Below are 13,301 nucleotides of genomic sequence, written 5' to 3' on the forward strand. Positions count from 1 at the left end.
TCCTAACTAGGTCTTAGGTCCATTCTAGCTGAAAATAAGCAAAACGGGTAACGTCTTGTCAGGCGTTACCCGTTTTAGCATGAGGGGATGGGGCTAGTGTTGCTGAGCGATGTGACCATTCTTACGATAACCCAAGTAGGACTGGCAAATCGCGAGGATGACGTTGACCCAGTTGACCGTTGTAAACCAACCAGACAGTGCGGCAACACTGGTGGCACCGTAGAAGGCCCAGACGATGGCGATGACGTTGATCCAGGCGAACCACTTCATGAGAGATTGATTATGCGTCGCCAAGCAAGTCCAAATCCCGTTAACAATCAACCAAATGGCAAGAATCCAAAAACTAGTCGTAAACATCATAAAATCTCCCTTCGTTTTGTCGAGCGAGTAATCACTCGCCCTTAAGAACAACTTCATATTAACACCAAATTCGGAAAAGACAAGGGAAATTTGGAAAATAGTTGAGCGAAAATTTAGGTTTACCGAGAGAGACGGGGGGTGAGTGATTTAGTTAAGACGCTCGTTGAAATTTTAGAAGTTGTGAGAAATTCGGTTAAAAATGCGTTCACGTGTAATATTTATAGAATTATTTTGTCCATTATATATTTTATATTGCAACGTACATGCAGAATATGCATAGGATCTTTAATTATAAATGTTGTTATATCAGCGTTTATAGAACTAATTATACAAGGTGAAACCAGTTATTTAGGGTGGATCATGGTATGATCAACACTAGTAAGGTGGTTAAAAAAGGGGAGACTCACATGAAAGGATTAAATCCACGGAAACAATCGGCGCTCTTTCAGAGCAATTGTAAAACGCATTTTAGGATGTATAAAGCAGGAAGGCAATGGCTGATAGCGGGGATTTCAATCCTGAGTGGGCTGCTAGGGGGCAGTGCGCTCACGGAAACGGCGAAGGCGCAAACGTTAGCGCATGGTATCGGTCAGCAAGTGCCGGAAGATGACGTGACGGCCACGCAGACATCGATGGTGATTCCAGCGACGTCGCAGAGTGTCAGTACTTCGGACCAGAGTCAATCAACGATGAGTACCAGCACAGACGAGACTAGCCAGACTGGTAGTCACAATGAAACGACCAGTTCGGTAACCAGTCATGTGGCCGAGGCTAGCCCCTCTAGAGCGGATTCAACGGGAGCCACAGCCACTACATCGGTAACGGTGGAAACGCCGTCGGGAGTCGCGTCGGCGCCGCAGTCTGTGACGGTTGCGAAATTTGCCGCGGCGGCTGCGACGGTACCCCACCAGGCCCAAACCTATGCGTTTCAGTTTGAAACCAATGGTCCGGATCCCCATGCGGTGGTTAATCAAACCTCGTATGCTAAAGGGCAGACGGATGCTAAAAATCAAATCGATAAAATTGTAAAAAATTTCACGTCGACGGGGGTGACGGGCTTTCTGCACATCATCACGGATCCGTCGGTTCCCGATGTCTCAGCCAAGATTACGAAAAATATTCAAATCATGGCGAATTTGATGGAGTTGTTCTACCGTAAACAAAATTTTCAGTATGACGACCAGTGTGGTACGCCGGTTTGGTATAACGGTGAACTCATTCAGCCGGGACAGGGCAATCCTTATCATGATTATAATTTAGGCTATGCCGATTACCTGCGCGCCTTTGCTAAGGGGATGAGTGACTGGGTAGCGGGAATTAAGGCGAAGGCCCACTCGAAGGACTCGAGCGTGGCCGACGGGCTGATCAACTATGGTAATTATGATGGATCACAATTATCAGGAGCGGAATTCACCGGCATTCTCGATGCCACGGGACATACCACTTGGAAGTGGCTGAACGGAATTTTCTCGAAGGTGGACTACGCCGACAAGGTTTTGGCGTACCGTGGCGAGCCAGGTAACGTGGCCAATGCCAGCGTGAATGCTGCAGTTGGTGCGATTAATTTTTATACGTCGATTGTGGCGCCGGTAATTATTAACGGAGTCGCTCACCAGGCGCTATCGGATATTCGGTCGATTGGGGGAAGCATTGCGGATGACGACTATGCCCCAGCCGAGTTAACGGAAGCGGTGAAGTTAAATGGAAATATTGCAAACATGCTTAAGGGGATCGGGTTATACGATGTTTTAGGCACCTCCATTATTCAGCACGTGTATGAGGCCATCCGGACCAATGTTCAAGACGCCATCGAGCGAAATTGGACGATTGGGGCTAACCGTGTCTTGTCAGAGGTTTACCGCAACGTCCGGCCAACGGCAAGTGAAGCATTCTATGGCAGTAAAGGCCTCAAGGTTAAGGGATATTCGGAAACACAACCGCAGGCGATTTTAGACGATGCTAGCAAGACCACACCGTTATCCCTGGTGGCCCAAGCAGCGGGGTATGCCTGGTACCGGAAGGTAATCGTGCCGGTCATTTGCCAGGCGGAGGCGGATGCCTTGAAGGAACAACCGCGAAAGAGTCTGGAAGCAATCATCCAGGGGATTAACTCGGAAAAACCAGTTTTATCAGCTGATGAAACTGATCAGATTCTGCACGACAACGTAAGCCATCCGTTTGCGCCCGCCAAGCCGTACATCCGCCAGTCGAGTGAGGGCGTACGGACAGTCATTACCGCCATTTACGAAAATGAGTATCGGGCTGCCCATGCTGCCCTGACGGACTATAAGAAAAATCCTAATTTAACGATTACTGATCAACAAGCGGCGCAGTACAACTTTACGAATCCGGCGGATGGTAGCCAATTTACCACGACTAATTACCAAAATATTTATGAGTTGCTACAGAACTTAAACGTCCCTTATCGCGCCATGCAGCTAGCTGATCAGCAAGTCTTGCAACAGCAGGGCTCCGGGTATGTCTCGTCCCTTGATCCCCAAACTCTAGATACGGGGTATACGACTCAGTATCAGGAAATAATTGATTTTCGGGAGACGCCAGCTTACATGCACGATGCCCAGTTAAAGTTATGGCTTGAAAGTCGGTATCAAGATTGTTACCAAACAGAGCTGGCGGCGGCAAACAAAGCGTTAAGTGCTGGGAAAGACTGGGCGACACACAACTATGATCCGCAAACGGGACTAGTCACGGAACTGCGGCAAGCGGGAGAAACTGCAAATCATTGGTCTTGGCAGCAAGATGGCACGGCCGAGCAGTACCGCAACTTTGGGGGTGTGCAGGCGACGGATGCTAAGCCGGGGCAGATCTTTAGCAAAGGCTACCAGTCCATGCTGGCCCCCATTAAGTTGGTACTGACGTCAGAGGATCCCAAATTTAAGGAAACCCAATTGGCCCAGCAATCGGGGCAGATTGTCCATACGTTGGCTAACCAAGACGTCAGCTTAAAGGCGCCGGAGATTCCCGGATGGGTAGCGGTAGTGCGAACCCAAAAACTTCATTTAGCTGGTCAAGCACCGACAACGGTGACGTTTACGTATCATCAAGCCAAGACGGTGACCCTTTCGACTCTAGGGGACCAGTACGGAACCTTTAATGGCAACAAGGCCCGGACGCAGCTTCAAGATACCGCGTTGACGTTGACCTGGTCGGATGGGACGACGATTCAACGGCTGCCCATCAAGCAGGGGTGGTTAACCACGGATGATCAAGGAAGCCACGTGGGGCAATACACGTACCACCTAACCGCCGCGGGGGCCCAGGAAGTCTTAAAGACGATTGGTCCTCAGCTTGCCAACAGTAGTTACGGTAGATTGTAAAATTAATCCGAACGCTGTTCGGACAAAAAAGATCAGCTTCCTTTAAAATGGTGTTTACCACAAACCCATCTTTTAGGAGCTGATCTTTTGTCTAGTATAACCTATTCCGAACGAATTAAAATCGAAACCTTTTGTGAACTAGGGCTGTCCAATATCCAAATGGGCGTTCGGCTGAACCGATCACCGTCAACAATTTCTTATGAATTATCTCGATGTCAACCTTATCAGGCTGAATTAGCACAAACAGATGCCGAATACAAGCGATCACGATGTGGTCGGAAAACTAAGCTGAGCGATGAGTTAAAGCAAAAAATTCTCAACCATTTACGTCTAAGCTGGTCACCAGGAATGATTGCTCACGAATTTAAACTAGCTACTAAATCTATTTATAATTGGCTAAATCAGGGGAGAATTGATTTCTCCTTGAATGATCTACCTGAACATGGCGTACGCCAACGGCGTAACGTTGACCAACGATCCAAATATAATCAATCTTTGGGGCGATCAATTGAACAGCGTCCCATGATGATTAATCAACGTAATCGCATCGGCGATTTTGAACTAGATACAGTCGTTGGTCCTCGTGGGCATAGTAAGGCAGTTTTATTAACTTTAATCGATCGAAAATCACGGTTCCTTTGGGCATACCGGTTAAAAGATCGAACGACAGCGAGTGTTAATGAAGCACTGACTAAGTTCCTAACAACTTTTAATGGACCGGTGCACAGTTTTACTGTGGACCGTGGTACTGAGTTTAGTGGGCTAGTATCATTTGAATCACAATATGGTATTAAGACCTATTACTGTCATGCTTATACGCCAGCTGAACGTGGTAGTAATGAACGCTTTAATCGGAATTTACGTTATTTTTATCCTAAGGGGACTCGTTTTGAGCACATTAGTGCTCAAGATTTAACGACGACGTTACTCCAAATTAACCAGCGACCGCTTAAAATACTCGACTGGCAAACACCGTATCAGGTTATGCTGACCAATTTGTCCAAAAATTCGGATTAAATTTGCAATCTACCTTACATCCTTCCGGAAGCAGCAGAATTGATGGGAGCGACGGGAACCCTGACGATTGCGTCGGCCCAGAATAGCCAATTTTTACCGAAGTTAGTGGGAAAACCCGGAACAACGGTGGCGGGACATCCCTTGACCGTTGCGGATCTGGTCGCCACGGCCACGGGGACTCAGGGAAAAGACCTGACCAGTGACGTGACGATGGGACCGGTCGATTGGGCCACTCCAGGGACTAAGTCCGTTCAGTTAAGCTTGTTGGACCCACTTAGTCGGCAACAGGTGACGGCGACCACCACGGTTGAGGTGATTTCACAAGAGAGTTCCTGTGCCCAGTCGGCAGCGGTGGCGGCGCAACAGACCTCGCTCAGTGCGTTGACGTCGGTGGACCACTCTGCTAGTGAGGCGATGAGTTTGGCAACGTCCCAATGGCCGAACGTGGTCAATCATGAACAGAGCTTGCTGACCCAGTCACAAACGGATCAAACGCAGATGGCATCGCTGGAAAAGTCGCGGACCAGTCTGGCGGTTCAGGTTTCGGTTGCGCAGAGCGCGCTTGACTCCCGGAACGCAGAGATGGATTCCCGGTTGATCTCGGCGCAGGAAAGTGCTGCTTCGGATGTCGTGGCTAGCATCACCACGAATCCGCAGGTCGATTCGGCGACGGTTTCCCTGGTTTCGCAGAGTATCGCTAGTCTGAGTCAGCAATCGCAGTCCTTGTCCGGCAGCCAGTCTTTGGTTGCGGTTCAGAAGAGTCAGGCGGCGGCCCAACAGCTAGCCAATCAAGAATCACAAGCCAAGTCAGTTAAAGACGAGCAGTCTAAACGCAGTCAGGCTAGCCAAAACAGTCAGGTGGATTCACGAAAAGATAGCCAAATTAGTTTGGCTATCGCCGCTGGCAGTCAGGCAGTGGCCAGCCAGGGAAAGGTCACCGCTGCCCATCAAAGCCAGGCGGCGACTTTAATTGCGGATCAGAGTACGCTGCAACGCCAATCGCAACAAATTGCGAGCTTGCTCACGTCGGCCTCGGACGTTTCAGCTAATTTGGTGCAAACTGCTGCACCGGATGCGCAAAGTTTATCCCAAACAAGCCAAACCATCGTAGATTTGATTAAACAGACGCAATCGGTCACGACGCACCTGTTAGAAAATTCTAAAACCAGTGAAAGTCTTCAACGCGCATCGGTGGTCGATAATCGGGCGAGCGTTGATGAGTCGCTGTCGCAAACCTCAATGGTCGTGGCCAGTCAAGCTCGCGTCGTAGCCAGCGTCAGCGAACACAGTGTGGCGGTGGCCAATCAGGCAGCGGCTCTTTCGTCACTCGAAACGGCTACGGCCACCCAATCCCTAGTGGATCAACAACGGGTGACCAGTGTTCAGGAGGCCGCGACGAGCCTGAGTCAACTTTTTTCCGGCGATCAATCGCTAAGTGTGATGGCGGATAGTGCGGCGTCGCTGGCTAAGTTGTCGCAACTGGTTGCCAGTCAAGCCAACCGACTTACTTCGGCGCGCGAGAGTCTTTCAGCTCAGGCCGCCATTGATGCTCAGCCAGTTGATCAAATTGATGATCAACAGTCCGGTTTGGTCCTGCAGAGTACCCTATTAAATCAGGTAACGTCCCAGCAAACCAGCGTTTGGACCTCGTTGGCTGAAGCTAGTCTTAGCGCGGCATCGCGGGTCGACTCGCGGATGGGCTCGGCAATCGACCAAAGCCTTGCACAACCACAGCTGACGACGAATCAACGGAGTGCCCTTAAGTCGGGACTGACTAGTTTGAGTCGGCAAGCTGAACAGCGGTGGTCGCAGTGGTCCCACCAGCAGACTGCCTTAGCCAAGTCACTTGCGGCTAGTCAGGCTATTGCGCAACAAGCGGCAGCCGCGACGGCCAAACACCAGGCGGCTATAAGTCAAAGTGCTGCACTGGTGACCGATCAATCGCAACACGTGAGCCGGGACGCTGGTAGTCAGGCCGACTTAGTTGCGGCGGCTAGCCACAGTCTCAATGCGAGTCTGGCATCATTAGCGCTTCAACAGGCGGCTTACGTTCGGAACAGCCAGGCCTGGACGACGCCCACGTCCGAACAACTGCACGCTTTGGGATCGGCCAGGGATAGTCTAGCGGTTCAATCCGTTTCGGTAAGCAGTCAGAGCGCCAAGCTGGTTGAATCCCAGGTGTCGATGATGCAAGCTAGCCTGAAACCACTCTCAACTTGGGGTGAGATGGTGCATTCACAGCTCTCCTTAGCAGAGGAGAGTGTGAGCGCTGAGTCCCTAACGGCCCAGGAGCAATTGGCAGAATTTCCAACCCTGCAGATCAGCTTAGCGACCCAGGAACAGGAACTCAGCGCCTTTGATTACCGGTTGCAAAGTGCTAGTGCGAGTGTGTCCACCGTGGATCGTGAACTAATAGTCAACTCAGTTGCTAGCGTTAAGGCCAGTCAGCAGCAGGTTGCTGCTCAGCAGGCCACTCAACAGGATCAACTGGCGCAACATCAGGCTGATTTGGACCATGCTAGTTTGGCACTAGCACAAAAGAGTGTCACGGCAGATCAACAATGGATCCAACAGTCCCAAACGGAATCTAGGCTAGCCACGGCATTGAGTACCGGTGAGCGACAGTCCCAAGAACAGGCCAGCTCGCAATGGTCGTTGATTCAGACCAGCCTAAGTGCGCGGTCCCTTATCGCGTGGCCCCAACAGTCCACTTGGTCAGAAATTCAGACCAGTCTGCAGGCGACGCCCCAAGCGCCGCAAGTTCAAGTGGCCGCTGCTAACTCAGCAGCTAGCAGTTTAAGCTTAGCGAGCGAACAAATGGCCGCGGAATTCAACCAGCTAGCACAACAATCCACGAGTCAGGAGCAGGCCAACGCATTAGCGGTGGTGAATAGTCAGACTGCCAAGCAACATTGTGATGACTCCCGGAACTCATTAGCCCAGGTTAGTGCGGCCGTTCATTCGCAACAACAACTGTTGGTCGACCAAACGCAAAGCTTAGCGGCGGCCAGTGAGTCGGCTACTCAGGAGATGCAGACCGCTGAAAGGTCGGTTCAGCAAGAGCTAACGGCTTGGCAACACGCTAGTGAAACCGTGTCCCTCACGTCGGCAGCAGCGGCTTCGTTGGCGAGTGCGGGCGATAGTCTTAGTCTGCAGTCGTTATCGACCACTAGTGTGAGTCTATCTAATGATCGTTCGATGGCGTCAATGATCATGCTGGCACAGGCGGGCCAAGCGAACTTGCACGCCTCGTTGTTATCGCTAACGTCGCTTTACGAAGCCAGCACGAGTGCGCAATCGATGGTTGATAAACAAAACGTCACGGCTTCGCAAGGCTACCAGGACACCAGTCTTGTCACGTCTAAGTCGTTAGCATCCCTGTCGCTGGTCCTGCAGACCGCGAACCAAAGTGTCTCAACGGCTATTTCTCAATCATTGGCGAGCCTGACTACGAGTGTTACTGACCAAGTGACCCACCAGCAGGAAAATTATCACGATTGGCAGCAGCAGTCCCAGGCGATTGCTGCACACCAGACCCAATTGATCACGACCGCGCATAACCAGGACACGCAAATCGCGGCTCAGACTCACCAATGGGACGGTGGGCAACAATCAACTACTAGTTTAACGGCCCAACTCGCGGCCACGGCCCAGCAATCACTCGCCCAGGCGGCTAGTCAACAGGCCCTAATAACGACGAGTATGAGTGAACAGTCGGCGTTTGGTCAAAGTCAATTGTCCGCGTGGACGCAGGTGCAACAAAGTCTTGCTCAGAATCCGCAGGCGCCGTTGTCGCAGTTCAGTGCGTTGGACTCCGCTCAGGTAAGTCTCAGTGAGCAAAGTCAAACAAACGTTGCGACGCAAAGCTTATTGACGGCGCAACGGGATAGCTTAACGGCAGCTTCCGTGCTAGACGTCGCCACCAGCTTATGGGTAACTGACCAACAAATTGACACTAGTCTGGCACTAATCGCGGCCCAACAAGCCATCGCTCACCAAAAGCAAGCTAATCAAGCCATCGTTCATCAGTACGCTCAGGCGAGTGAGGCGGCGGCCCAAGCCTTTCACCAGGCATCGAGTTCGATGGCGGATCAGGTAGCGGCCGGTGAACACGTTCTCGCGCAACGGCCCACCGATGTTCAGTCATCGTTGGCCCTGACCAGTGGCGTGATTAGCTTGAGCCTGCTTTCAGTGACTCAAACCAGTGTCAGTTTAGCTCAGGACCGTTCTCAAGTGTCGTTTGCCTTAGCCAGTCAAAGCGCAGCTTCACGGGAGTTAAGGGCCACCGCTTCACTGAATTCGCAGGCGGCGGCTAGTGCGAGTGACCAGTCAGTTTGGCGTCAGGCACAGGTCTCCGAGTTGACTAGTGGACGACAGGCCATGCACGCCGTTAGTCAGGCGTTGCAGTCCGTAACCCAACAGCGGAGCCTGACCAGTGATAGTCTGGCCATAGTTGCGAGTCAGACAACTTCGGCCAGTGCCAGTTTATCGCTCTCGATGCAAGTAGTGAGTCAGCTGGCCCAACAGTCCACACGCGATCAGCAACTCCAATCACAATGGTCGGAAGCGCAGCAACGACAATCCGCCGTAACCTCGTTGCAGACCAGTCTGCAACTCAAAGATAGTCAATTGCGTAGTACCGCTGGTGAGCAATCCCAGCAGTTAATATCGGTATTAGCGAGTCAGAGCGCTGGGGTTTCCCAAGTGCTTGGCGGGGCCGATTCGGTGCAAACTGGCCAGGGGACGTGGTCCTCGGTGGCAACTAGTCTTAGCACCCACCTCGCCCAGGTCATCAGTCAGTTATCACAATCAGCACAAACCAGTTTAAGCGAGCAATCACTGAGTCAAAAATCTACTGACTTGGCGGCTAGCACGGCGGATGTTCAGCAGCACGTTCAAGCATCACTCACCAGTCAGTCTCAGGCCATCGTGGCGAGCTTAACGGCGACCGCCAGTCAGTTACAGGCGGGTGAACAGAGTGTACTGACCTCGTTGGGCGTAACGGTGAGTCAATTAAGCGCTGCTTCAGCGGCCTCTTTGAGTCTGGTCCACGCACACCAACCCGCAACGCCGACGGAGCAGGCACAAATCACGAGTTTATTGAATCAAGCAGCCGCAGAAACCAGCACCGTACTGGTGAATAGCGTAGCGCAACATTCCGTGGCCCAGTTGAGTGTGTCGGACGCGTTGGCCAGCCTGAATGCTCGGTCGCAGGCAACTGACAGTCAGCTCGCATCGCTTACGGTGGCGGAGCACAGGACGTCGCACCGGTCACAAACGTTAACCAGTGTGGCCCAGGCGACGTCACGTGCCGAGGTCAGTGTCAGTACCACGTCACAACGGGAACGTTCGGTGGTCACCAGTCAAAGCGTCGCGTCGCTTAGTCAGGCTGCAGCTGAGGATTGGGCGAATGCGGTCGCTTCCGCGATGCTGAATCCGGTTCGACCGACATCCGGGGCTAAGCCACAGACGGGACAATTAGAACACCGGGGACACCATTCGGGGAAGAAGCATCGGCATACGGTGGCTGATCAGGCCCGCTTTCAGCGCTTCCGGGTGACTGGGGTGAAGAAGTTGGGACTGTACCTCTCACCGAACTTCAGTCGGCACGCCCGGTTGACCTGGTACGCGCAGCGGACGCGGACGCACCAGCCAATGTTTGAGGTACTGGGACAACGACAATCTAGGCACGGAACCTGGCGGTATAAGGTCCGAGACATTAACCGCCACTCCCAGACTTATGGTCTAGTGGGGTACATCACGACGCGCGCTGCATACGTCCAGCCGACCTATTACCATCCCCACCACCGGACTCGCGTGATTACGGTGATCAACGCCCGCGGTATCAACGGTTACCACACGATCAAACTCACCGGGCGGCACTTGCATTACCGGCAGGGCCAACACTTAGTGGTCAAACGCCTGGTTCGTCACGGTCAGACCACCCGGTACCAGTTAACTAACGGACGCTACATCACGGCTAACAAACAGTGGGTTTACCGTGGCCGGCCACAGAATATTCAACGGTTAACGTTACCGCATCAGGTCTGGCGATTCCAGATTGCCGGTTTGCGCTGGCCCGTGGTGGTTCACCACGGGGCGACCTTACCGACAACCCGTTACCGCTTACCGCATGGTGTGACGTTAGCCGGTACCTCGTTGGTCAACCCGATGAACTGGTGGGGAGTACGCTTCATCGTGCCCCCTAAGTAACGGAGTTATCACTTAAATTCAGCCAAACTAACCGGCGTCTCGCAGTTTAGTGGGACGCCGGTTTGGGGGTGTAATCGGAAATGATTATCACTGAGAATCTGTGGGTGCAACTCTTGATTAAGAACGGAATCAATAAAAAAGAATCTTCAATCGGCTAAACTAGTCAATTGAAGATTCTTTTTAACTGAATGCAGTGAGGTGGCTGTGGAGGTCATACTACCGTTTCTAGGCCCCAATTAGTTTAAACTTTGATTGACCCACTTAATAAAGTTTGTTTCGTTGTTTCCTGTACGCTCTGCTTCCGTGTGTCCTTGTCCCCAAACGGTCGCAAAATCAACGCTCTTAACCTGTTGATTTTGTTGTAACGTCAAGGCCAGATTTGTTTCGACGGTTAGCGCAGTATCACTTTGGTTAATACCGGTCCGGATTCGCCAATACTTGGCAACTTTACTCGTGTTATACCCAGCGTAATAATTAGTCAGGTAGTACAGTGGATTATACAAATTCAGTCGCGTTTGCATTGAATTGCCTTGCGCATCAGTCTTCTTTAAGTCTGCGCGATAAGCCTTGGCGTAACTGGTTTTATAATTTTTTAACTTGGCGTACTTAGCTTGATTGGTCGTTAATAAGTTACTAATCGTTGAGTCGAAGTGATTAGCACTGCTTCCGCTGGTCGCAAATAGTTTGTTTTCCGTTTGTTGCCGTGTCAAACCGTCAAATGCGCCAACGTCCTTTGAAGCCGTCTTACAGTGCTTGACGAACGCCTTCATACTAGTGATTGTGGCGGTATTTTTCTTGGCATTATACGTGATCCACTTGCCATTTTTGTTTAACGACTTAATATAGGCGGTTACGGTTTTGTAAGTTTTGCCACTAGAGGTCGTTCCACCAGTAGGGGCACTTCCGGAAGGCTTGCTTCCACTCTTGGTGACACCGGTTGGTTTACTGCCACTAGGTTTCTGTCCTGAAGTTTGCGTGGCCGCGCCACTTGGCCCTTCATTACTGGTTGCCTTATACGGGAAGGTGGTATCTTTCAAAAAGTTATTCAGTGATTGTTCGACTTCTTTTTTCAAATACGTTGCGTAGCTTCCTGAGGTGTAGATGCCATTAGCTGATTTCTTGAGGGTTAGCGTCTGACCACTAGCATCTTTTAAACCTAGTTTGTTAATGTATTGCGCGTAACTCGTCGCCATGTCATTCGACAATGCCTTGGTCCACGTCCCTTGTTTGCGCGTTCCGGAGTTAGAATATTGGCCCATATTCCACTCGTAAGCTTCGTTAGCCGTGTCTAGACTGGTAATGGGGCACCACGCCATCGCACCGGCCACCGCGTCACTAGTTGCGTTGCCGGTAGTCGTTGCCAACGGGGCACCAATGGCTTTTAGGTAAGTGGTGTATTTTTTACTATCACCCGTGGCCCCCATCAAAGCACTTTGCGCGCCACCACCGCTGTGGCCGAACGTAAAGATCCGATTCGTATTCCCCGCAATGTTCTGACGATTTAAACGGAGGGTGCGGACGGCTGCTTTTAAGTCGGTTACCCCCCAGGGCGACGAACCATTAGATTTGTCAGACTGATTCAAACCGCGACACCCGGCGGCAACATAGATAAAACCGGCCTTAGTGTACTTATTGGCACTACTATCGTAACCCGTTGGTGCTGCTTGGGCCGCGTAGCCGGGGGTATTGACCGGCATGACGATTGGTGCAGTCTTGGCTGTGTATCCCTTGATTTTGGCTTTGCGGTTGAACGTAATCGTGTAAGTTTGATGACCGCTAGTCTTGGCTTTGACGTACTTAGCTGGAATAAAAATTCCCATCGATTCGTACGTGCTACTTGTGGTTTTCGTGCCATATTTGATGCCGACTTGATAGTACACTTTATTAGTCGCATTGTAGCGCCATTTTTTGTGATTGATTAACAACTTTTTGGCGTTGGTCACGTCTGCCTTGGTGACGGTCTGTTTGGTCGCTTTCGCCACTTGAGCCGCCGTACTGGTTTTGTGTTTCGTTTTGGTGGTTGCTTGGCCACAAGCACCTAACCCCACACTAATAATCAATAGGCCGCTCATCAGAGGCAATACCTTGTTGAATGTCATTGTCAAGCTCCTCTACAATATCTGACTTTGTTATTGGGCGTATTACGTACGCCTTCATCGCTAAAAATCAGTGCAAAAAGCGACTTTTTCTTAGATTAGTCACACCAAGAATCGGTTTGTCTAGGAATAATCATCTCCTGATGTGAATTTTAGCATGGCCAAGCTTTAAATAACTATAAAAAAATTCGATCAGCCGTTCAGCTGGTCGAATTTTTAGATCAATGGGTTTGACGTGTCCGTTTAGTTTTATCCAGTTGAGCTACCCTAACTGGAT

General features: G+C 51.1%; 5 protein-coding genes. 3 read left to right on the top strand and 2 right to left on the bottom strand.

The window, feature by feature from the left end:
- Positions 1–93: 93 nt before the first annotated feature.
- Positions 94–357 carry a hypothetical protein gene (locus tag RI501_RS03145; protein ID WP_313820317.1) on the bottom strand — a complete coding sequence of 88 codons (264 nt, stop codon included), beginning with the start codon at positions 355–357 and terminating at the stop codon, positions 94–96.
- A gap of 410 nt (positions 358–767) precedes the next feature.
- On the opposite strand from RI501_RS03145, the gene RI501_RS03150 reads away from it, so the two are divergent.
- From RI501_RS03150 to RI501_RS03160, 3 genes are all read left to right on the top strand, one after another.
- Positions 768–3,698, top strand: a complete 2,931-nt coding sequence (locus RI501_RS03150) for a KxYKxGKxW signal peptide domain-containing protein (RefSeq protein ID WP_313820318.1) — start codon at positions 768–770, stop codon at positions 3,696–3,698.
- Positions 3,699–3,785: 87 nt separating this feature from the next.
- The gene (locus RI501_RS03155; protein ID WP_313819825.1) at positions 3,786–4,715 is read left to right on the top strand and encodes an IS30-like element ISLpl1 family transposase; all 930 of its coding nucleotides are present in this window, start codon (positions 3,786–3,788) and stop codon (positions 4,713–4,715) included.
- Positions 4,716–4,757: 42 nt separating this feature from the next.
- The gene (locus RI501_RS03160) at positions 4,758–10,928 is read left to right on the top strand and encodes a DUF5776 domain-containing protein (RefSeq protein WP_313820319.1); all 6,171 of its coding nucleotides are present in this window, start codon (positions 4,758–4,760) and stop codon (positions 10,926–10,928) included.
- 236 nt (positions 10,929–11,164) lie between these two features.
- Here RI501_RS03160 and RI501_RS03165 read toward each other — a convergent pair whose 3' ends face one another.
- Positions 11,165–13,027 carry a subtype A tannase gene (locus tag RI501_RS03165; protein ID WP_313820320.1) on the bottom strand — a complete coding sequence of 621 codons (1,863 nt, stop codon included), beginning with the start codon at positions 13,025–13,027 and terminating at the stop codon, positions 11,165–11,167.
- Between the last annotated feature and the right edge of the window lie 274 nt (positions 13,028–13,301).

The sequence above is a fragment of the Levilactobacillus zymae genome, assembly GCF_032190635.1.
Classification (GTDB): Bacteria; Bacillota; Bacilli; order Lactobacillales; family Lactobacillaceae; genus Levilactobacillus; species Levilactobacillus zymae_A.

Coding starts and splice junctions, on each gene's coding strand:
- RI501_RS03145 (WP_313820317.1), bottom strand. CDS start 357: ATGTTTACGACTAGTTTTTGGATTCTTGCCATTTGGTTGATTGTTAAC.
- RI501_RS03150 (WP_313820318.1), top strand. CDS start 768: ATGAAAGGATTAAATCCACGGAAACAATCGGCGCTCTTTCAGAGCAAT.
- RI501_RS03160 (WP_313820319.1), top strand. CDS start 4,758: ATGGGAGCGACGGGAACCCTGACGATTGCGTCGGCCCAGAATAGCCAA.
- RI501_RS03165 (WP_313820320.1), bottom strand. CDS start 13,027: ATGACATTCAACAAGGTATTGCCTCTGATGAGCGGCCTATTGATTATT.